This window comes from Mycobacterium neumannii, assembly GCF_002245615.1.
GTDB classification, from domain to species: Bacteria; Actinomycetota; Actinomycetes; order Mycobacteriales; family Mycobacteriaceae; genus Mycobacterium; species Mycobacterium neumannii_A.
Genome location: NZ_NKCO01000004.1, coordinates 159,416 through 180,669 on the forward strand (window position 1 = coordinate 159,416; position 21,254 = coordinate 180,669).

General features: G+C 66.5%; 22 protein-coding genes. 11 read left to right on the top strand and 11 right to left on the bottom strand.

Annotation, left to right across the window (positions count from 1 at the left end; genetic code table 11):
• Positions 1-1,164: a cystathionine gamma-synthase gene (locus CEX88_RS07325; protein ID WP_068195331.1), complete on the bottom strand. Its 1,164-nt coding sequence runs from the start codon at positions 1,162-1,164 to the stop codon at positions 1-3.
• A gap of 54 nt (positions 1,165-1,218) precedes the next feature.
• Between CEX88_RS07325 and CEX88_RS07330 the strand changes: the two genes are divergently transcribed.
• The gene (locus CEX88_RS07330; RefSeq protein ID WP_094292970.1) at positions 1,219-2,391 is read left to right on the top strand and encodes an acyl-CoA dehydrogenase family protein; all 1,173 of its coding nucleotides are present in this window, start codon (positions 1,219-1,221) and stop codon (positions 2,389-2,391) included.
• Positions 2,392-2,395: 4 nt separating this feature from the next.
• On the opposite strand, the gene CEX88_RS07335 is transcribed toward CEX88_RS07330, so the two are convergent.
• From CEX88_RS07335 to CEX88_RS07350, 4 genes are all read right to left on the bottom strand, one after another.
• Positions 2,396-3,277 (bottom strand): hypothetical protein, encoded by an 882-nt coding sequence (locus tag CEX88_RS07335; protein WP_094292971.1) that lies wholly within the window; start codon positions 3,275-3,277, stop codon positions 2,396-2,398.
• A gap of 17 nt (positions 3,278-3,294) precedes the next feature.
• Positions 3,295-3,897 carry an RDD family protein gene (locus CEX88_RS07340; RefSeq protein WP_094292972.1) on the bottom strand — a complete coding sequence of 201 codons (603 nt, stop codon included), beginning with the start codon at positions 3,895-3,897 and terminating at the stop codon, positions 3,295-3,297.
• Between the two features lie 110 nt (positions 3,898-4,007).
• Positions 4,008-5,408: a cystathionine beta-synthase gene (locus tag CEX88_RS07345; RefSeq protein ID WP_094292973.1), complete on the bottom strand. Its 1,401-nt coding sequence runs from the start codon at positions 5,406-5,408 to the stop codon at positions 4,008-4,010.
• 41 nt (positions 5,409-5,449) lie between these two features.
• Positions 5,450-6,511 (bottom strand): alpha/beta hydrolase fold domain-containing protein, encoded by a 1,062-nt coding sequence (locus CEX88_RS07350; protein ID WP_094292974.1) that lies wholly within the window; start codon positions 6,509-6,511, stop codon positions 5,450-5,452.
• Between the two features lie 205 nt (positions 6,512-6,716).
• Between CEX88_RS07350 and CEX88_RS07355 the strand changes: the two genes are divergently transcribed.
• Together CEX88_RS07355 and CEX88_RS07360 are read left to right on the top strand one after the other, a co-directional pair.
• Positions 6,717-7,679 (top strand): SGNH/GDSL hydrolase family protein, encoded by a 963-nt coding sequence (locus CEX88_RS07355; protein ID WP_094292975.1) that lies wholly within the window; start codon positions 6,717-6,719, stop codon positions 7,677-7,679.
• A 34-nt stretch (positions 7,680-7,713) separates the two neighbouring features.
• Positions 7,714-8,931, top strand: coding sequence for an acetyl-CoA C-acetyltransferase (locus CEX88_RS07360; RefSeq protein WP_066847263.1), 1,218 nt, complete (start codon positions 7,714-7,716; stop codon positions 8,929-8,931).
• Between the two features lie 66 nt (positions 8,932-8,997).
• On the opposite strand, the gene CEX88_RS07365 is transcribed toward CEX88_RS07360, so the two are convergent.
• Positions 8,998-9,855: a Bax inhibitor-1/YccA family protein gene (locus tag CEX88_RS07365; protein WP_066847260.1), complete on the bottom strand. Its 858-nt coding sequence runs from the start codon at positions 9,853-9,855 to the stop codon at positions 8,998-9,000.
• Between the two features lie 165 nt (positions 9,856-10,020).
• Here CEX88_RS07365 and CEX88_RS07370 point away from each other — a divergent pair, with 165 nt between their 5' ends.
• The 3 genes from CEX88_RS07370 to CEX88_RS07380 are packed head-to-tail and all read left to right on the top strand — an operon-like array spanning position 10,021 to position 13,576.
• Entirely contained in the window at positions 10,021-11,076 is a 1,056-nt protein-coding gene (locus tag CEX88_RS07370; protein ID WP_094292976.1) for an enoyl-CoA hydratase/isomerase family protein, read from the top strand.
• Positions 11,069-11,854 carry an enoyl-CoA hydratase gene (locus CEX88_RS07375; protein ID WP_094292977.1) on the top strand — a complete coding sequence of 262 codons (786 nt, stop codon included), beginning with the start codon at positions 11,069-11,071 and terminating at the stop codon, positions 11,852-11,854. The genes CEX88_RS07370 and CEX88_RS07375 overlap by 8 nt, the downstream gene beginning before the upstream one ends.
• Positions 11,855-11,863: 9 nt before the next feature.
• Positions 11,864-13,576, top strand: a complete 1,713-nt coding sequence (locus CEX88_RS07380) for an alpha/beta hydrolase (RefSeq protein WP_094293105.1) — start codon at positions 11,864-11,866, stop codon at positions 13,574-13,576.
• Here CEX88_RS07380 and CEX88_RS07385 read toward each other — a convergent pair.
• On the bottom strand, positions 13,573-13,941 hold the full coding sequence (locus tag CEX88_RS07385; protein WP_094293106.1) for a rhodanese-like domain-containing protein: 369 nt from the start codon (positions 13,939-13,941) through the stop codon (positions 13,573-13,575). The genes CEX88_RS07380 and CEX88_RS07385 overlap by 4 nt on opposite strands.
• 2 nt (positions 13,942-13,943) lie before the next feature.
• Positions 13,944-14,489 carry a cysteine dioxygenase gene (locus CEX88_RS07390; protein ID WP_094292978.1) on the bottom strand — a complete coding sequence of 182 codons (546 nt, stop codon included), beginning with the start codon at positions 14,487-14,489 and terminating at the stop codon, positions 13,944-13,946.
• Positions 14,490-14,754: 265 nt separating this feature from the next.
• On the opposite strand from CEX88_RS07390, the gene CEX88_RS07395 reads away from it, so the two are divergent.
• Complete coding sequence (locus CEX88_RS07395) at positions 14,755-15,180, top strand: lipoprotein LpqV (protein WP_094292979.1); 426 nt, start codon at positions 14,755-14,757, stop codon at positions 15,178-15,180.
• 42 nt (positions 15,181-15,222) lie between these two features.
• Positions 15,223-16,221: a patatin-like phospholipase family protein gene (locus CEX88_RS07400; RefSeq protein WP_094292980.1), complete on the top strand. Its 999-nt coding sequence runs from the start codon at positions 15,223-15,225 to the stop codon at positions 16,219-16,221.
• On the opposite strand, the gene CEX88_RS07405 is transcribed toward CEX88_RS07400, so the two are convergent.
• Positions 16,218-17,063 carry a patatin-like phospholipase family protein gene (locus tag CEX88_RS07405; RefSeq protein WP_094292981.1) on the bottom strand — a complete coding sequence of 282 codons (846 nt, stop codon included), beginning with the start codon at positions 17,061-17,063 and terminating at the stop codon, positions 16,218-16,220. The two genes, CEX88_RS07400 and CEX88_RS07405, sit on opposite strands and share 4 nt — an antisense overlap.
• Before the next feature lie 49 nt (positions 17,064-17,112).
• Complete coding sequence (locus tag CEX88_RS07410) at positions 17,113-18,162, bottom strand: NAD(P)H-dependent amine dehydrogenase family protein (RefSeq protein ID WP_094292982.1); 1,050 nt, start codon at positions 18,160-18,162, stop codon at positions 17,113-17,115.
• 214 nt (positions 18,163-18,376) lie between these two features.
• Between CEX88_RS07410 and CEX88_RS07415 the strand changes: the two genes are divergently transcribed.
• A complete protein-coding gene (locus tag CEX88_RS07415) occupies positions 18,377-19,576 on the top strand; it encodes a lipid-transfer protein (protein ID WP_094292983.1) in 1,200 nt (399 codons plus the stop codon).
• Between the two features lie 18 nt (positions 19,577-19,594).
• On the top strand, positions 19,595-19,909 hold the full coding sequence (locus tag CEX88_RS07420; RefSeq protein ID WP_197696760.1) for a hypothetical protein: 315 nt from the start codon (positions 19,595-19,597) through the stop codon (positions 19,907-19,909).
• A gap of 56 nt (positions 19,910-19,965) precedes the next feature.
• Here the strand turns inward: CEX88_RS07420 and CEX88_RS07425 are convergent, their stop codons facing one another.
• Positions 19,966-20,259 carry a hypothetical protein gene (locus CEX88_RS07425; protein ID WP_094292984.1) on the bottom strand — a complete coding sequence of 98 codons (294 nt, stop codon included), beginning with the start codon at positions 20,257-20,259 and terminating at the stop codon, positions 19,966-19,968.
• Between the two features lie 99 nt (positions 20,260-20,358).
• Between CEX88_RS07425 and CEX88_RS07430 the strand changes: the two genes are divergently transcribed.
• Positions 20,359-21,240, top strand: coding sequence for an alpha/beta fold hydrolase (locus CEX88_RS07430; protein ID WP_238381981.1), 882 nt, complete (start codon positions 20,359-20,361; stop codon positions 21,238-21,240).
• Positions 21,241-21,254: the final 14 nt, after the last annotated feature.

Below are 21,254 nucleotides of genomic sequence, written 5' to 3' on the forward strand. Positions count from 1 at the left end.
CTAGCTCAAAGCCTGCTCAAGGTCGGCCAGCAGATCCGCGACGTCCTCGATACCGACCGACAGCCGCACCAGGTCATCGGGGACCTCCAGTTGGGAACCGGCGGTCGACGCGTGGGTCATGGCGCCGGGGTGCTCGATCAGCGATTCGACGCCGCCCAACGACTCGGCGAGAATGAAAACCTCTGTGCGGGAACACAGTTTGCGCGCGGCCTCCGCTCCCCCGCGCAGTCGCACGGAGATCATGCCCCCGAAGCCGGTCATCTGCCTTGCCGCGACCTCGTGGCCCGGATGCGTGGGCAGCCCCGGGTAGAGCACGGTCTCGATCGCGGGATGTCCCTCGAGGAACTCGGCGATGACGGCCGCGTTGTCACTGTGCCGCTGCATGCGGATCACTAGTGTCTTCAGGCCGCGAAGGGTGAGGTAGGCGTCGAAGGGTCCGGGCACCCCGCCCGCACCGTTCTGCAGGAAGGCGAACGCGGCGTCGAGTTCCTCGTCGTTGGTCAGCAGCGCGCCGCCCACCACGTCGGAGTGCCCCCCGATGTACTTGGTGGTCGAGTGCAACACGATGTCGGCGCCCAGCAGCAGCGGCTGCTGCAGCGCGGGTGAGGCGAAGGTGTTGTCCACCAACACTTTCACATTCGACGTCGCCGCGATCTGCGCGATCGCGCTGATGTCGGCGATCGACAGCAGCGGGTTGGTCGGCGTCTCGACCAGGATCAACCGGGTGTTCGGCGTGATCGCCGCGCGCACCGCGTCCAGATCGGCGAGCGCAACGGCGGTGTAGTCGATGCCCCACTTGGTGAATACCTTGTCGATCAGCCGGAATGTCCCGCCGTAAGCGTCGTCGGGCATCACCACGTGGTCACCGGGCCGCAGAACCGCCCGCAACGCGCAATCCGTCGCCGCCATGCCCGAGGAGAACGCCCGCCCGTAGGCCGCGGCCTCCACCGCGGCGAGGGAGACCTCGAGCGCCGCCCGGGTGGGGTTGCCGGTTCTGGCGTATTCGTAGCCTCCGCGCAGCCCGCCGACGCCGTCCTGCGCGAACGTCGAGCTGGCGTAGATCGGCGCGTTGACGGCACCCGTGGTCAGATCGGGTCGGACGGCGTGGATGGCCTTCGTGGAAAGACCCTGAGTAGAAAGGCCCTGCGTTTCGTTCTTCGACATCACCGCTCAGCCTAGCCACGACTGTGCCGCATGCCGACCGGGTAGACATGTCCCATGAATTCTGCGACCCGCCTCGAGGACATGCTCGAGCTGGATTCCCTGCTCTCACCCGAGGACATCGAGCTGCGCCAGACCGTGCGCCGGTTCGGCGAACAGCGGCTGCGGCCGTTCATCGCCGAGTGGTTCGAAACCGGTCAGGTGCCGGTTCGCGAACTGGCCGCCGAGTTCGGCAAGCTCGGGCTTCTGGGCATGCACCTCAAGGGTTACGGCTGCGGCGGATCGACCGCGACGGCCTACGGCCTGGTGTGCCAGGAACTCGAGGCGGTGGACAGCGGGCTGCGCAGCCTGGTGTCGGTGCAGGGCTCGCTGGCGATGTTCGCGATCCACCGCTGGGGCAGCGAGGAGCAGCGCAACCAGTGGCTGCCTGCGATGGCCACCGGTGAGGCCATCGGGTGTTTCGGGCTGACCGAACCCGACTTCGGCTCCAATCCGGGCGGGATGCGCACGACCGCCAAGCGGGACGGATCGGACTGGATCGTGCGCGGTTCGAAGATGTGGATCACCAACGGGTCGGTTGCCGATCTGGCGGTCGTGTGGGCCCGAACCGACGACGGGGTCGCCGGATTCCTGGTGCCCGCCGGAACGCCGGGATTCTCCGCGACCGACATGACACACAAGTTGTCGCTGCGGGCCTCGGTCACCTCGGAATTGCACCTCGACGACGTCCGGTTGCCGGCCGACGCGAAGCTTCCCGACGCGCGCGGACTGTCCGGGCCGCTCAGCTGCCTGTCGGAGGCCAGGTTCGGCATCGTGTTCGGCAGTGTCGGCGCCGCCAGGGACTGCCTGCAGAGCGCGCTCGACTACGTCGGCACACGGGAGGTGTTCGACAAACCGCTGGCGGGCTACCAGCTGACTCAGGCCAAAATCGCCGATATGGCAGTCGAACTCGGCAAAGCTCAACTCCTCGCCCTTCACCTCGGCAAGCTCAAGGACGAGGGCAAGATCAAGCCCGAGCAGGTCAGCCTCGGTAAGCTGAACAACGTCCGCGAGGCCATCCAGATCGCCCGTCAGTGTCGAACCCTGTTGGGCGCCAACGGGATCACCCTGGAGTATCCGGTCATCCGGCACGCCAACAACCTGGAGTCGGTGCTGACGTACGAGGGCACCTCGGAGGTGCATCAGTTGGTCATCGGAGAGGCGCTGACCGGCGTCAGCGCCTTCCGATGATCGGTTACTGCTGCGGGGTGACTTGAGGCGGCGGACCGGGCGGTAATGGTTGCGGGTTGAGGTCGGCCACCTGGCCCCCGCTGAGCTTGCGATAGGCGTACACCTCGATGAGCGCGACCAGCGGAAGCGCGACGAGCAGACCCACGCCGCAGAGCAACGCCCCGACGACCGTGATGGCGAAGACAGCCAGCAATGTCAGCAGCACCTGACCGAAGTTATTCTTCGCGATGTCGAAGCTCGTTTTGATCGCGTCGATCGGCGAGAGGTTGCGGTCCAGCAGGGCGATCACGGTGAACATCGTGAAGATGGTCACGATGAAACCGGGAACGAAGCACAGCGCATAGCCGATTGAAGAAAGGAATCCGACGATCAGGCTGGCGATGATGACGCTGCCCACGCTACGCGGTTTGAAGAACGATCCGATATTTACCGGTTGACCGTTGGCGATACGCAACATGCCATTGTAGTAGGCGGATTGGATAGCTCCGCCTACGACGAGGGAGACTAGCCAGCCGACAATGGTGATGGTGAGGCTGGCGGGTCCAGACACATTGAACGAGAAGGCAAAACCATCGCCGTCGGACGTGTAACTGGTCGATTCCGGTTCCACGAGGGCCGACAGGACGCCAAATAGCACCTGTAGCAGGGCGATGATCAGCCCGTAGACCAGCGTCGGAACGATCAGTGCGGCGGCATTGGAGGTGAACTTCCCCCACGCCCACGAGAACGCCTGTCCGACGCTATACCTCTGAACGCCAGGGTATCCCGGCTCACCCGGCGGCGGATAGCCGCCTGGAGGCGGGTAACCGGCCTGCCCCGGTGGCGGATAACCACCGGGTGGTGGCGGAGGATTGTATTCCGGCGGAGGGGGCGGTTGATCAGTCATGTGACCTTCCCGGTTGACTACAGCGGTAAGCAGACGGTGGAGACGAGTTTATCCGCATTGGTCTGCCGTTTGGCGTCCCACAGCGGGAACAAATAGCCGATATAGCAGATCGCGGCGTCGATGGTATGCGCCAGTTGCCGCAGGATCGACATAGCGAACCCGATTGGCTGCCCGGTCTTTTCACTGACTACCTTGAAGTTCTGCATCGACTTGCCGATGCTGGAGCCGGTGGTCCCCTGGCGGTAACCGTAGTTCCAGATCACGTATGTAAGAACGAGTACCGGAGCGATGAGGGCGGCCGACGCCTGCCCCAGCATCGACGGCTCCATCACGCAGATCTCACGCATGTCGGTTTCTGAATACTCTGTCACGCAGGTGGTTTCCTGCGTTGCGAGTAACACGGCCCAGCCGATGCCGAGGATGAGGAACGTGGGGATGTTATCGATCAGCCATGCCAAGACGCGAGTGAACCAGGGCGTGTAAGCCTCTCTCGGTAGTGCTTGAACCGGTTGCGCTGGAGGTGGATAGCCGGTCACCATTTGCGGTGGCGGAGTTCCGCCGCCCTGCGAACCGTCGGGTGAAGACGGACCGCTTGCCGGAGGCGGCGGTTCATCGCTCATGGACGGCTCCAGTCAATGGCTTAGCTGGGATCAAGCGTGCCTAATCTACCCGAGAAGCCGCTTTGTGCAGAGTTTTCTGTGCGAAACACCGGCCCGATGACGGTGAGGCGCTAGCGAACCCGGCGCTTACTTCCATCAGACAGGAAACCGAGCAGGTCGTGGCGGGTCAGCACGCCGACGGGCTTACCCTCCTCGACCACCATCACCGCGTCACACTCGCGAAGTTCTTTCGCTGCGGCACTGACCAGTTCGCCGGCGCCGATCAGCGGCATCGGCGGGCTCATGTGCTCGGCCACCGCATCGGCGAGCTTGGCCCGTCCCTCGAACACCGCGGAGAGCAGTTCGCGTTCGGACACGCTGCCCGCGACCTCCCCGGCCATTACCGGCGGTTCGGCACCGACGACGGGCATCTGCGAGACGCCGTATTCGCGCAGGATCCCGATGGCGTCGCGAACGGTCTCCGACGGGTGCGTATGCACGAGGTCCGGCAACGCCCCCGACTTGCCGCGCAGCACTTCACCGACCGTGGACTCCTCCACCGACCCGTCCATCCGGCTACGCAGGAAGCCGTACGACGACATCCAATCGTCGTTGAAAACCTTTGCGAGATAGCCTCTTCCGCCGTCGGGCAACAGCACGACAACCAGTGCGTCGGGGCCGGCCTGTTCGGCGACCTTGTTGGCGGCCACCACTGCCATACCGCACGACCCGCCGACGAGCAGCGCCTCTTCGCGCGCCAGCCTGCGCGTCATCTCGAACGAATCGGCATCAGAAACCGCGATGATCTCGTCGGGCACCGCGGGGTCGTAAGCCTTGGGCCAGAAGTCCTCGCCCACGCCCTCCACCAGATACGGCCGTCCCGAGCCGCCGGAGTACACCGAACCCTCCGGATCGGCGCCGATGACCCGCACCTTGCCGTCGGACACTTCCTTCAGGTAGCGACCGGCGCCGGTGATGGTGCCCCCGGTGCCCACACCCGCCACGAAATGCGTGACCTTGCCGTCGGTGTCGGCCCAGATCTCCGGGCCGGTGGTCTCGTAGTGCGACTCGGGCCCCATCGGGTTGGAGTACTGGTCCGGCTTCCACGCACCGTCGATCTCCCCGACCAGCCGGTCGGAGACGCTGTAGTAGCTGTCGGGATGATCGGGTGGCACCGCGGTCGGACACACCACCACGTCGGCGCCGTATGCGCGCAGCACGTTGCGCTTGTCCTCGCCGACCTTGTCTGGGCAGACGAAGATGCACCTGTAGCCCCGCTGTTGGGCGATCAGCGCCAGCCCCACCCCCGTGTTCCCCGACGTCGGTTCGACGATCGTGCCGCCGGGCTTGAGCTCCCCGATGGCCTCGGCAGCGTCGATCATCTTGATCGCGATGCGGTCCTTCGAGCTGCCGCCGGGGTTGAGGTACTCGATCTTGGCCGCGACCATACCGGCCCCCGGCGGCACAACAGAGTTCAGCTGTACCAGGGGGGTATTGCCGATGAGTTCACTGACGTGCCGGGCGATCCGCATGACTCCATCGTGTCAGGCGACTCCCGCCGTCACCAGGTCGGCTACCAGGTGGCCTCGCGGATGTATTCGCCGATCTGGCGCAACGAGCGTTTCGCCTCGGGCACGATCGGCGCCGCGATCTGGAACACGTGCATCTGCCCCGGCCAGACGCGGACTTCGACCGGCACACCGGCCGCAGCCAGGCGCCGCGCGGCCTTGCGCGCATCGCTCACCAGTACCTCGGAGCCCGAGACGTGGATCAGCGTGCGGGGCAGCCCGGGTTCGATGTGGTCGAGCGGCTCGTAGACCTCTTCGGGCTTGCCATCCTTGCGACCATGCCGCGCCGCGTCCTCGATCAGGTCGACGAGCGCTTCGAACGCCCGTGGCGGGAACATCGCGTCGGTGCGGATGTTCGGGTGGTTGGCCCGCGCCTCGTTGTCGATCTCAAAGAGGGGCGACATCGTCACCATCGCGGCAGGCACCTCAGTCTTAAGGCCTTCGCGCTGCAGGCGTTCGGACAGGGCCAGCGCCAAGTAGCCGCCCGCGGAGTCCCCGGCCAGGACGATCTGGTCGGGCTCGTAGCCGTGCAGGCGCAGCCACTGGTAGGCGTCGTAGCAGTCGTCGATCGCCATGCCGACGGAGTGCTTCGGGATCATCCGGTAGTTGACGACCAGCACTGGACAATCGGCGTAGCCCGACAGCGCCTGCACCAGGCGGCCGTGCGAGTTGACACCGCAGGTCAGAAATGCGCCGCCGTGCAAGTAAAGGATGACGCCGCGTTTGCCGTCCGCGGGCAGCACACCGGGTGCCCGGACGAGTTGCGCAGTGCAATTCGGCAAAGAAATCGTGGCCCGCACGGTGCCCGGCGCAGGCCGCGCGATGCGCGAGACGAAGTCGACAAAACCCCAGGGCCACGGCAGCTTCGGCGCATAGCTGCCGATAGCTAGCGTGGGTCGAACAGTTAGCAGGGCCGCGAGCGATGCAAGCCGACCGCCAAGGCTCGGGCCGTCCTCGACGACCTCTACCGGCGCTCCGTCACTGACCGGGAACTTACGGGGCTTACGCGTGTGAGCGGGCGGTATGCCTCGCGGGCGAACATGGCTGGATTTGCTTGGTGCGGTCATTACAACCACCCCCTCCGACGTTTCAAGCCGCCGCGGTGCTGAGCACGCCTAATTTTCTGGACGTGACTCGCACCTTAGCTTGACAGCTTACGTTCGTTTCAACAATTAGTGAGTCATATTCGATACCGGAGTTGATACCGCAATGTGATCCCTTATCGCTTCTCGCCACGCGGATACCCCAGAAAAGCCACTTAAACTTGCCGACGTGGGCACACCACGACGGACGAGCACCATCGCCTTCGCAGCCGCGGCCACGCTCGCCTCGGTCGGTTCGGCCTATGTCGGGGCGCGCAACCTGCTGATCGGGCAGGCCGATCAGGCTCGTCGGGTCATTCCGCACGCGTGGGACATCCCGCCCCGCGCCGACGGCGTCTACGCACCCGGCGGCGGTCCCCTCGAGCGCTGGCGCCGTGAAGTGCCGTTCGACCTGCATCTGATGGTCTTCGGCGACTCCACCGCAACCGGTTACGGCGCCTCCTCCGCCGAGGAGGTGCCCGGAGTCCTGCTCGCGAGGGGTCTGGCCGAGGTCTCCGGTAAGCGGATCCGGCTGAGCACCAAGGCGATCGTCGGGGCGACGTCGAAGGGACTGTCGGGCCAGATCGACGCGATGTTCGTCGCGGGCCCACCGCCCGACGCCGCGGTGATCATGATCGGCGCCAACGACATCACCCGGCCTAACGGCATCCGACCGTCGGCGCGCCGACTGGGAAAGGCGGTGCGCAGGTTGCGGGCCGCGGGCGCCGTCGTGGTGGTGGGAACGTGCCCTGACTTCGGCGTCATCACCGCGATACCGCAGCCCCTGCGCGCGGTGACACGCAGCCGGGGCCTGCAGCTTGCCCGGGCTCAGACGGCTGCGGTGCGAGCCGAGGGCGGGGTTCCCGTGCCGCTGGCCGACCTGCTGGCGCCGCACTTCCGGACCACCCCCGACGTGCTGTTCTCGCCCGACATGTTCCACCCATCCGGCGCCGGCTATGCGCTGGCAGCCAACCAACTGCTGCCCGCGCTGTGTAATGCGTTGAGCGACTGGCTCGGTGGCGCGTCGCCGGAGTTACCGTGGCGGACGCGCTCGGGTGAGGGCTTCGCGCTGCTGGCCCGGGTGGGCGGGTTGAGCCGGCTGTGGCGGCGGTCGACTGGGGTCCCCGCACCCATCGTGGCGTCCGCGAGCTAGGTTCTCCCCATAGCCGTCAATGCGAGGAGACACCATGCCTGAAGCCGTCATTGTCGCGACCGCGCGGTCGCCGATCGGCCGCGCCGCGAAGGGTTCGCTGGTCGACATCCGTCCCGACGACCTGGCCGCGCAGATGGTGCGCGCGGTGCTGGACAAGGTGCCCGCACTGGATCCGCGGGAGATCGACGACCTGATCATGGGCTGCGGCCAGCCCGCAGGCGAGGCCGGCTTCAACGTCGGCAGGGCGGTGGCCGTGCAGCTCGGCTACGACTTCCTGCCGGGGACGACGGTGAACCGCTACTGCTCGTCGTCGCTGCAGACCACGCGCATGGCGTTCCACGCGATCAAGGCCGGCGAGGGACATGCGTTCATTTCGGCTGGCGTGGAGACGGTTTCGCGGTTCCCGAAGGGTACGGCGGACGGTTGGCCCGACAGCAAGAACCCGTTGTTCGCCGACGCGATGAGCCGCTCGGATCAAGCGGCCGCCGGTGCCGAGGAGTGGCACGACCCGCGCGAGGACGGCTTGCTGCCGGATGTCTACATCGCGATGGGCCAGACCGCCGAAAACGTGGCGCTGTACACCGGCATCAGCCGCGAGGACCAGGACCACTGGGGTGTTCGGTCGCAGAACCGGGCCGAGGAGGCCATCAAGAACGGCTTCTTCGAGCGCGAGATCGTCCCGGTGACGCTGCCCGACGGAACCGTCGTGTCCACCGATGATGGCCCTCGGGCCGGGACCACCTACGAGAAGATCAGCCAACTCAAGCCGGTGTTCCGGCCGAACGGCACCGTGACGGCCGGCAACGCCTGCCCACTCAACGACGGCGCCGCCGCGTTGATCGTCATGTCGGACACCAAGGCTCGCGAGCTGGGCCTGACGCCGCTGGCGCGTGTCGTCTCGACGGGGGTGAGCGGGCTGTCGCCGGAGATCATGGGTCTCGGCCCGATCGAGGCGACGAAGAAGGCGCTGGCCAACGCCGGCATGTCGATCGGCGATATCGACCTCTACGAGATCAATGAGGCGTTCGCGGTGCAGGTGCTCGGCTCGGCGCGCGAACTGGGCATGGACGAGGACAAGCTCAACGTCTCGGGCGGTGCGATCGCACTGGGCCATCCGTTCGGCATGACCGGCGCGCGGATCACCGCGACGCTGCTGAACAACCTGACGACCCACGACAAGACGTTCGGCCTCGAGACGATGTGTGTCGGCGGCGGCCAGGGCATGGCGATGGTGATCGAGCGGCTCTCCTAGCCCGCGAAGAGCCCGCGAAAACGAAAAGGCCCGGCACATTTCGTGCCGGGCCTTCTCGTCAAGCTGCTAATCGCTTTGGAAGTACGACAGCAGTCGCAGGATTTCGATGTACAGCCAGACCAGCGTGACGGTCAGGCCGAGCGCGACGCCCCACGCCGCCTTCTCCGGTGCACCGGCGCGGATCATCTGATCGGCCGAATCGAAGTCGATCAGGAAGCTGAACGCGGCCAGGCCGATGCAGACCAGCGAGAAGATGATCGCGATCGGACCACCGGCGCGCAGGCCCATGCCCTCGCCGCCGCCGACACCGAACATCGCCAGCACCAGGTTGCCGAGCATGAGCACCAGGACACCGAACAGGCCGGCGACGATCATGCGGGTGAACTTCGGGGTGACGCGGATGGCGCCGGTCTTGTAGACGACGAGCATGCCGAAGAACACGCCGAACGTGGCGAGCACCGCCTGGGTGATCAGCGCGCCCGCGCTGCCGCCCGCGATCTCGACACTCCTACCGAACACCCACGAGATGGCGCCCAGGAAAAGACCCTCCAGGCCCGCGTAGCTCAAGACGATCGCGGGGTTGTCCTGCTTGCGACCGAAGGTGGCCACCAGGACCAACACCAGGCCGCCGATCGCTCCGACCATCGCCAGCGGAAGGGCAATAGCCGGGTTCACCGCCGCCAGGAAGTAGGTGACCACTGCGACGGCCGCCAACACCGCCAGCGTGACGCCGGTCTTGGTGACGACATCGTCGATGGTCATCGGGCGGGCAACGCCGGCCTGGCGCTGCTCCGGGTACTGCGTCACATAGGGGTCGGCGTGGACCGCCTGCGTACCGTAGGCGGCGGCCCCTGTTCCGAACTGCGCATATCCGCCCTGCGACTTTGGCAGGGATCGAAATACGGGGTTGCTGGATTCCCGCACCGTGGGTTCCTCTCCTGATGATGTCGATCGTCAATCGGCGAACACACCGTCAACGAATCATGTCCCTGGTCGGTTCCCGGCCGCGCCGATCACTTTCCCAGCTGGTTCACGAGAAACCCTACCCAAAGCATTCGCAGGTCGGGCAACGTTCTAGATTGCATACTCGTGGGCGAAAACGAGGATGTCCTAGTAACCGTTGACCGCGGCGTCGGCCTGATCACCCTCAACCGGCCCAAGGCCATCAATTCGCTGAACCACTCCATGGTCACCGCGATGTCGCGTGTGCTGGCCGAATGGGCCGACGACGATGCCGTCACCGCCGTCGTCGTCGACGGCGCCGGCGAACGCGGCCTGTGCGCGGGCGGCGACATCGTCGCGCTCTATCACAGCGCCAGGGCCGAGGGACCTGACAAAGGGCGTGAAGCGCGCCTCTTCTGGTACGACGAATACCTGCTCAACGCCCAGATCGGCCGGTTCGCCAAACCGTATGTCGCCCTGATGGACGGCATCGTGATGGGCGGCGGCGTCGGGGTCAGCGCCCACGGCAGCGTGCGCGTCGTCACCGACACCACCAAGATGGCGATGCCGGAGGTCGGCATCGGCTTCGTTCCCGACGTCGGCGGCACGCTGATCCTGTCGCACGCACCCGGGCTACTCGGCTACCACGCCGCGCTCACGGGCGCGAACTTCGACGGAGCCGACGCGATCGCGATGGGTTTCGCCGACCACTTCGTCCCCCACGACAAGCTCGCCGACTTCAAGGCCGCGATCCTCGCGGCCGGGATCAATGACGCACTGGCCGCCCATGCCATCGAGCCACCGCCGAGTGACCTTCTGCGGCAACGCGAATGGATCGACCGCTGTTATGCCGGTGAGACCGTCCTCGACATCGTCGCGGCCCTGCGCTCCCACGAAGACGCGGCTGCCGGCGAGGCGGCCGACCTCATCGAGAGCCGCTCGCCCGTCTCGGTTTCCGTCGCGCTGGAAGCCCTGCGCCGCGCCGCCGAACTCGACACACTCGAAGACGTGCTGCGCCAGGAATACCGGACCTCGTGCGGGGCCCTGCGCTCCCACGACTTCGTCGAGGGTATCCGCGCCCAGGTTGTCGACAAGGACCGCAATCCGAAATGGTCGCCCGCCTCGTTGGCGGCGGTCACCACAGCCGACGTGGAGGACTACTTCGCGCCGGCCGATCGCGAACTGGAGTTCAAAGATGAATGACGACACCAGCTTCTCCACTATTCTCGTCACGCGTGACGACCGTGTCGCGACCATCACGTTGAACCGGCCGAAGGCACTCAACGCGCTCAACAGCCAGGTGATGGACGAAGTCACCTCCGCGGCAGCCGATTTGGACAACGATCCGGCGATCGGCGCCATCATCATCACCGGTAACGAGAAGGCGTTCGCTGCCGGAGCCGACATCAAGGAGATGGCGAGCCTGTCGTTCGCCGACGTCTTCGCCACCGACTTCTTCGCAGCCTGGGGTTCGTTCGCCGCCACCCGCACCCCCACGATCGCCGCCGTCGCCGGCTACGCGCTGGGCGGTGGCTGCGAGTTGGCGATGATGTGCGATCTGCTGATCGCCGCCGACACCGCGAAATTCGGCCAGCCCGAGATCAAGCTCGGCGTGCTGCCCGGCATGGGCGGCTCGCAGCGGCTGACCCGCGCTATCGGCAAGGCCAAGGCCATGGACCTGATCCTCACCGGTCGCAACATGGGCGCCGAGGAGGCCGAACGAGCGGGCCTGGTATCCCGGGTGGTGCCCGCCGACACACTGCTCAACGAGGCCAACGCGGTCGCCAAGACCATCGCCGGAATGTCGCTGTCGGCATCGCGGATGGCGAAGGAGGCCGTCAACCGTGCCTTCGAATCGACCCTGGCCGAGGGCCTTCTGTACGAGCGCAGGCTGTTCCACTCCGCGTTCGCGACCGACGACCAGACCGAGGGCATGAACGCGTTCACCGAGAAGCGCCCACCGGCCTTCCGCCACCGTTAATCTGCGGTGGTGACCGACACCCGCGACGACACCGACACCACGGTCGAAGAGCCGCGGGAGAAGCCGGTCAAGACATCCAAGGACACGCCCTGGTGGGTGCGCAACTACACCTTCACCGGCACCGCGCTGGGCTTGGTTTTCCTGTGGCTGTCGATGACGCCGTCGCTGCTCCCGCGAGGTCCGCTGTTCCAGGGGCTGGTCAGCGGAGGCGCAGGCGCTTTCGGTTATGCACTCGGCGTGTTCGTGGTGTGGCTCGTGCGCTACATGCGGTCCAAGGACAGCAGCCCGCCCGCCCCGCGACAGGCCTGGATCGCCCTGGTGGTCATCGGCGTCATCGGCCAGATCCTGATGATCGTCTACTTCCACATCTGGCAGGACGAGGTCCGCGATCTCAACGGTGTTCCGCGTATGGGCTTCTGGGATCATCCTCTGACCGCCGTGCTGTCCATCGTGACGCTGTTCGTGCTCGTCGAGATCGGGCAGCTGATCGGCAGGCTCGTGCGCTTCCTGGTCCGGCAACTCGAACGCGTTGCACCGCCGAGGGTTTCGGCGGTTGTGGTGGTGGTGCTGCTGATCGCGCTCACCATCGCGCTGCTGAACGGCATCGTGGTGCGCTTCGCGATGAGTACGATCAACAACACGTTCGCGGCAGTCAACGACGAAACCGACCCGGATTTCACTGCGCCCACATCACCGTTGCGGTCCGGCGGTCCCCAGTCGCTGGCCAGCTGGGAATCCCTTGGCCACCAGGGCCGGATATTCGTGGCGGCGGGGCCGACGGTCGAGCAGTTGACGGAGTTCAACGGCCGGCCTGCCGTCGAACCGATCCGCGTCTACGCCGGTCTGCATTCCGCGGACGGAATCAAGGCCACCGCCGCGCTGGCGGCCCGCGAACTGCAGCGCACCGGCGGACTGGACCGCGACGTCGTCGCCGTGGCCACCACCACCGGCACCGGCTGGATCAACGAAGCCGAAGCCTCTGCGCTGGAATACATGTACAACGGCGACACCGCAATCGTGTCGATGCAGTACTCGTTTCTGCCGAGTTGGCTGTCGTTCCTCGTGGATAAGGAGAACGCACGACAGGCGGGTCAGGCGCTGTTCGAGGCCGTCGACGCGCTGATCCGAGAGATGCCCGAGGCGCAGCGACCGCGCCTGGTCGTGTTCGGGGAGAGCCTCGGATCATTCGGCGGTGAAGCGCCTTTCCTCGCGCTCAACAACCTCATCGCCCGCACGGACGGTGCCCTGTTCAGCGGCCCCACGTTCAACAACACGATCTGGACGCAGCTGACCCGTGACCGCGACCCCGGCTCCCCGATGTGGCTGCCAATCTACGACGACGGCGAGAACGTCCACTTCGCCGCCCGCGCCCAGGATTTGAGCCGGCCGGACGGCCCCTGGGGGGATCCGCGGGTGGTGTACCTGCAGCACGCGTCGGACCCGATCGCGTGGTTCAACCCGGATCTGCTGTTCGCCGAACCGGATTGGCTCAAGGAGCCGCGAGGTTACGACGTCTCCGGCCGGATGCAGTGGATACCCGTGGTGACGTTCCTCCAGGTGTCGGCGGACATGGCCGTGGCTGTGGATGTGCCCGACGGGCACGGTCACGTCTACGTCAGGGATGTGGCCAACGCGTGGGCGGCGATCCTGCAGCCGCCGGGCTGGAAACCGGAGAAGACCGAGCGCCTGCGGCCGCTGCTGAGCAGCGACGAGAAGGATTAGGCAAGAACGTCTTTCAACGCGTGATATCCGCCGATGACATCGGTCGCGCGGTGCAGTCCCAGATCGAGCAGCGCCGCCGCCGCCAGGCTCGAGGTGTAACCCTCCGAACACAGCACCACCCACTCGACGTCATCGCCGACGGCCTGTGGCAGCCGCGCCTCGCTGGTCGGGTCGCAACGCCATTCGAGCACGTTGCGTTCGATCACCAACGCTTCTGTCACCTCCCCCTCGCGTGCGCGTTGGGCTTGCGGACGGATGTCGACCAGGATCGCTCCGCGGTCCAACGCCGCGGGCACCTCGGCCGCGGGCAACCGGTGCAGGCGGGCGCGGGCGTCGTCCAGGATCCGGTCGATGCGACTTGTCACGATCACCCCTCCGGTCCATCGGTTAGCTCGGTCCGGTTGCGGCGCAACGTGTTCCGTTCCGTCACCTCGTAATACGACATCGCGGTCAACGGCGGCGAATAGGCATGCACGCTCAGCGCGGGCGCGACCGGGGCCGACGTGTCACCGTCGGGTGCCCACACCACGTCGTGCACCCACCCCAGCGGGAAGGCCGCCTGATCCCCGGCGTGCAGCCGGCGACGCCGCAACGCTCCACCATCCCAGCGGGTCTCACGCAATGCGCCCGAGATCACCGTCAGGGCCCCAAGAGAGCCGCCGTGGTCGTGCATCTCGGTCGACCGGTCGGGCACCCAGCTGATCAGCCAGATGTCGAGCTCGTCATCACCATGGAGGCGGGTGAACCAGCGTTCGTCGCGAGGCGGTCCGCCAGCAGGCAGCAGGTGGTTGTAGCGACCGGTGAGCACCTCGTCGGCGCAGCGGTCCGAAGCAAGCAACAGATCGGGCAGCCGCAGCCGCGTCGGTGCGGACACCGCGGGTGCGGCAGAGGGCAGAACTGCAGGGGAGGCCATGGGAGCTCCAAGAGAACCGGAAACGGGCAGGGGGCGGCGCTAGGGCCTTCAACACTCCTGACGTCCGGTCGTCATGAGGGCAAGCCTGGCATGGGCGTGCCATTCCAACCCGGCAGGAGGTGACGGTCCCGCACGCTCGGCGCCTGTCGTCGCAGGCCAGGCACGTATTTGCGGGGTCGGCGGATAGATTCACCGTGAGCGCAACCTCACCGATCGGTGCAGCCCGGTGTCTGTCACGGGCAAGCCGTTGCCTAGATTGACGGGCATGCGCATGCGTCACGGTGTCGCGGCGGCCGCAGTGATGGTGGGTGTCGTCGCGGGATGCTCGTCGGGTACCGAAGACACCTCCGAGCCGTCGGCCGACTCGACGCCCACGGCCACCAGCTCGGAAACGCCCACCGCGGCACCGGGTTCGGTCGCCGTCTCCCCCGACGGTGTCACCACCGCGGTCGGCGCTCCCGCCGACTCGACCGAGGAGGAGTACTTCAAGGCCTGCGCCACAGCGCGGCAGTGGATGGACGAACAGGGTGGTGACCCGAAGTCACAGATCGAGCCCTACCTCGGCATGGTGCAATCCACGGATTCGGCCGGGCCTGGAACGTACGACACACCATGGACGCAGTTGCCGCCGCCGCGTCAGGCCGCGGTCATCGTCGCCGTGCAGGCGGCGGCCGACGGCCTCTGCGCCTGAAACCGGCGGCCACAACCGGCGCCGGCAGGCGACAATGGCGGCATGGCTGGCAAGCGGGTCGCGCTGGCGCTGGGCAGCGGTGGCGCCCGCGGCTACGCCCACATCGGGGTGATCGAGGAACTTCAGGACCGCGGCTACGAGATCGTCGGCATCGCAGGATCGTCCATGGGCGCTCTCGTCGGCGGGCTGCACGCGGCGGGCAAGCTCGACGAGTTCTCCGACTGGGCGAAGTCGCTCACCCAGGGTGCCGTGCTGCGGCTGCTCGATCCCTCGATCACCGCGGCGGGCGTGCTGCGCGCGACCAAGATCCTCGACGCTGTTCGCGACATCCTGGGCGAGGTGCGCATCGAGGACCTGCCGATCCCCTACACCGCGGTCGCGACCGACCTCATCGCGGGCAAGTCGGTTTGGCTGCAGAGGGGCCCGGTGGACGCCGCGATCCGAGCGTCGATCGCGATCCCCGGGGTGATCGCGCCGCATGTGCTCGACGGGCGCCTGCTCGCCGACGGCGGCATCCTCGAACCGCTGCCCATGGCGCCGATCGCAGCCGTCAACGCCGACCTGACCATCGCGGTATCCTTGGCCGGCAGCGAGGCCGGCGGCAGCGAAGAACCTGTAGAACCAGCAGGACAGGGTCAACGCGCCACCACCGAGTGGCTGGCGAGGGTGTGGCGCAGCACCGCGTCGCTGTTCGAGTCGAATGCGATGCTGACCCGCTTCGGCGCGGCACCGGAGGACTATCCGGCGGGCGGAGACAGCGAGAAGGAGCTCGTCGACGCGACGAAGGAAGCGTCCGTGGTGCCCAAGCTCGGCAGCTTCGAAGTGATGAACCGCACGATCGACATCGCGCAGGCCGCGCTTGCGCGGCACCAGCTCGCCGGTTATCCGCCCGACATGCTCATCGAGGTACCCCGTTCGGCTTGTCGGAGCCTGGAATTCCACCGCGCAGCCGAAGTGATCGACATCGGTATCGAGTTGGCGGCCGCCGCACTGGACGCGTTCGACACCAAGCCCGAAACACCCACCGTGACCGAGGATTAGATGCCGAGATGCTCGGCGATCTGAGCGGCGACGCCGCGGCCCTGTCTGCGTCCCGCATGCGCAGACGGTGTCCGGCACGCGGGGTCGAGCGGGTTGGCGCCGAACGCCGCCAGCGACTCGTCGTCGGCGAACACGCCGAAAGCGTTGCGCGTGGTGACCTCGTCCCTGGCGCCCGCCCCGAACGGTGACGGCGACGACAGGCCCTGTGGGATCAGGGCGACCACGACATCGCAGTCGTCGGCCACGGCCAGGTTGACGGTGCTACCGACGCCGCCGTCCATGAAGCGGCGCGACCCGATGGTGACCGGCGGCCACACACCGGGCACCGCGCAGCTGGCCGCGACCGCGTCGACCAGCGAGACGCCCGAAGTGCGGTCGAACGCCACCAGTTCTCCGGTCTCAGTGTCGATGGCGGTGATGCGCAGATCGCGGTCGGGCCAGTCGTGCGACGGCAGTCGCTGCTCGATCACCCTTCGCCGCACGTCTTCGGTGACGGTGTCCGCGGCGAGCGCGATCGCACCGATCCGCTGCAGTTTCTCGGTTTTCGAACCGGGAGCGGTCATCGCGTCGAGGAACATCTGGGTGATCGTCTCGATCCCCGCGCCGGGGTTGATCTCCGACGATGTCGCCGAGGTCTGCCGGTCGAACAACGCGGGCAGGCCGAGGCCGCTCCCGAGTTGTGCGGAGACCGTCGAACCCGCCGATGTGCCGACCAGAACGTCGCAGGCCAACAACGCATCGGCGGTCGCGGGCGACTCGTCGGCGATGCCGGTCAGGATGCCGGTCTCCCATGCGATACCCGCCACGCCGCCGCCGGCCAGTACCAGTGCACGTCTCGTCACAGCCCGTGAGTGTGCCAGGTGAGCGGCGTCGCCCGCGCGGCCCCCGACGCTACGCGAGGCCCTGCGCCGCCCTGCCGCTGATCAACGGCAGATCGAGATACGTTGCGATGCCGGGTTCTGCGGCGCACACCGCGGGCACCGAGTTCACGCAGTGCGCCGCGGTGCCGACGATGCCGTACTCCGGGCCCTCTCCGCCGACCGCCGACTGAAAGCCCTTGACGACGATGTTGACATCCGGGTTGCCGCGGACCTCCATCTCGTACCGCTGGCCTTCGGGGCCGAATGTCCAAGCGGGGTCGAGGTTTTCCTCACCCATCAGCCAGTTCACGGTGACTCGCACCACCGGTTCCTCGTCGACGAGGGCCTCCCAGTGGAATTTGCGGCCCGCGACCTGCCCCGGCTCGATGACACCGATCGGTGATTCGATCGGTGCAGTGGCGACCGCGATCTCCTGCGCGGAACGGACTTTCGGATCGGCACGGAAACCCACCTTGTCGACGATCATCTTCACCGCCTGGATGAAGCCGCCGTCGAGCAGCTTCTGCATCGGTCCGCTGAGCGCCTTCTCCGGAACCTCACCGAAGCCCATCACGTGCCGCACGACGTCGGGTGCCTCGTAGGTGCGAAGGTCGGAATACTCTTCGGCCCGAACGAATGTCACGCCGGTCGAGAACGCGGAGAACAGGAGCGGAAACTTCTCGCTGATCCCGCCTGGCGCGATGCCGGTGCCGTGCAGCGTGGCATTTCCCGCGAGCGCCGCCTCTTGCAAAGGCGTGCCCTGCCGGGCGCTGGGATACACCCATCCGACCGGGGTGACGACGTTCTTACCGGACCGCAACAATGCGGCCACCTCGTCCGGATTGGGCAACAGCGGTGAGTAGATCACCGCGTCGGCGTCGAGGGCGAGGATGTCGTCGAGGCTGTTGGTCGCGGTCACCCCCACCGGCCCGATGCCGACGATCTCGCCGACGTCCTTGCCTGCCTTCGTCGGCGAGTGCACCCAGCATCCGACGAGTTCGAGGTCGGGATGTTCGAGCACACCCTTGATCGCTGCGACGCCGACGCCACCGGTCGCCCACTGCACCACCCGTAGGCCCATAACCGACTCCTCACGCGAAACTAGAACACGTTCTACTCTTGCAGGTCTACACCACAACCCGTCCCGCGCGGGCCACAATGGCTGCGACGGCCGTAATCAAGATCGGGCTCGGTGCCGCGGGGCTCCGGGGCAGTTTCTCGACGCTTTCGTCGGCCGCTAGACAGGTGGCGCGCTGTATGTTTCTGTCGATCGCAGCGCAGCGAAAGGATCATCAATGTCGACCGCCAAAAACAGGGTCTTCGTCGTCGGTGTCGGAATGACGAAATTCGAGAAGCCGGGCCGCCGTGAAGGGTGGGACTACCCTCAGATGGCCAAGGAGTCGGGCACCAAGGCACTCGACGACGCCGGCATCGACTACTCCGAAGTCCAGCAGGGATTCGTCGGCTACGTCGCCGGTGACTCGACCTCGGGCAACCGGGCGCTCTACGAACTCGGCTTGACGGGGATTCCGATCGCCAACGTCAACAACAACTGCTCGACCGGTTCGACAGCGCTGTTCCTTGCCGCGCAGACGATTCGCGGCGGGCTCGCCGACTGCGTCATCGCTCTTGGTTTCGAGAAGATGCAGCCGGGGTCACTCCAAGGTGGCCACGACGATCGGGAATCCCCGATGGCTAAGCACGTCGCGGCGATGGCCGAGATCGACGAGTTCGGATTCCCCGTCGCACCGTGGATGTTCGGCGCCGCGGGTCGCGAGCACATGCGCCAACATGGAAGCACCGCAGAGCATTTCGCGAAGATCGGGTACAAGAACCACAAGCATTCGGTGAACAATCCGCATGCGCAGTTCCAGGAGGAGTACACGCTCGACGACATCCTGGCCGCGAAAATGATCTCCGACCCGCTGACCAAACTGCAGTGCTCGCCCACGTCGGACGGCTCCGGTGCGGCGATCGTGGCAAGCGAGGACTTCGTCGACAGGCACGGCCTGGCGGACCAGGCGGTGGAGATCGTCGGTCAGGCGATGACCACCGACTTCGGGTCCAGCTTCGACGGCAGCGCCAAGAACCTCATTGGCTACGACATGAATGTCAAAGCCGCGCAGCAGGTTTACGACCAGTCGGGGCTGGGACCGGCCGACTTTCAGGTGATCGAGCTGCACGACTGCTTCTCGGCCAACGAGCTACTGCTCTACGAGGCGCTGGGCCTATGCGCCGAGGGTGAGGCGCCCAAGCTCATCGACAACAACGACACCACCTACGGCGGGCGGTGGGTGGTCAACCCCTCCGGCGGGCTGATCTCCAAGGGACACCCGCTCGGTGCGACGGGTCTCGCGCAGTGCGCGGAGCTGACGTGGCAGTTGCGCGGTGCGGCCGACAAGCGACAGGTCGAGGGCGTCACCGCCGCGCTGCAGCACAACATCGGGCTCGGGGGCGCCGCGGTTGTGACTGCTTACCAGCGCGCCGAGCGCTGATAGGGAATCATGGACCGCATGCGGACCACACGGACCCTCGCCGGAGTCGCCACCGTCGTGTGCGCGGCTGTCATGCTGCCCGCGGGCGTCGCATCGGCCGACGATCAGGAATCGGCCCAGGAGGTCATCAGCAAGCTGCAGGATCAGGGGTACAACGTGACCATCGACAAGATCGGCACGGCCCCGCTGTCCGACTGCGTGGTCACCAGCGTGCGCAATCCCCAGGAGTTCACCCAGCTGGTGCCCCTGCTCGGCGGAAATCAGGACGGGGTGCTGTTCCCCGTGACCATCAGCAAGCCGATCTCGGTGTCGCTGGACTGCAGCGGTCGCTAGCGACTTCGGTGTGGTTTGTTGCGGCAAGCGCGACCAACTACACCGAAGCCGCCGCATCAGCGTGAGCAATCCGCGATGACGGTGATCGTGCGCTGGGCCACCACCTGCACCAGATCGTCGCCTCGTCGCACCAATTCGGTTCGCTCACGAGCATTTCGGATATCGGTGACGACGCACTCGTCGAGGGGCGCACTCCCGATCCGATTGACCTTGACGTCGAAGCCTTGGGCCTCGAGTGTGGCGATGGTCAGCTCCGCCGAATCAGCCGCCGACGCGATGGCCGCCGGCGTGAGAATCACACCGCATGCCACCGCGGCCAGCCCGACCATTGTCAACAGTATTGCGCGCATACCGCGCTCCCTTCGTGACCCGAAGGCCCCGGTGGCCTTTCAGGTGGTACGACGGGACAGCCGCGACGAAGGTTCAACGCAATTTGGTGGAAGGACGATGTGACTGCGGAAGTGAGGACGCGCGACGGTCGTCGACTGGCCCTCGCCGAGGTCGGCGACCCGAACGGTCCCCTTGTCATGCACAACCACGGTGGGCCCAGCAGCCGCTTGGAGGTCCTGCTGTTGGCGGACTCGGCGGCCAAGAACGGGATCCGGCTCGTCGGCGTCGACCGCCCGGGTATGGGACAGTCGAGCGTTCAGAAGGTCCGGTCGTACGCGGGCTGGGCCGACGACCTGACGACCATCGCGGATGCGTTGGGCTACCGGGAGTTCGGCGTGACGGGCTGGTCGGAAGGCGGCCCATGGGCGCTGGCGGCCGCCGCCTACATCGACAGCGGGCGGCTGCGCCATGTCAGCAGTATCGCGCCCGGCAGTTACGGCGCTTTCGGTGACAACTCCGCGGCGCCGTACCTGTCGAAGATCGATGCCCTTGGCGGCTTCCTCGCGCTACGGTTCAAGCCCGCTTTTCGCCTCATGTATGCCGCGCTCGGATACTCCGCCAAGAACAGGCGCGACGGATTCGTCAAGACCCTCCGCAGGTCGGTCGGTGAGCACGACCGACAGATACTGAGTCGCCCGGAGGTCGAAACGACGTTCATGAATGCGGTCGCCGAATGCTTCGCTCACGGCTCGGACGGCTTGGTCCGTGACGCGGAAGTGCTCTACCGGGCGTGGGACTTCGACATCTCGCGGATCGCGAGGCCGGTGCATCTGTGGCAGGGGCTCGACGACCGACTCGTGCCCGATCCGATCAACAAGGCGGTGTCGCATTCGATGCCGGGTTCGGTATGGCATCCCGTCGACGGAGCAGGGCACTTCGTCGCGATCGGCTCAGGCGACGAAATCTTCGCCGTCGCCGCGCACGAGCTGCGAATGTCGTGACCCTTTCTGCGCTC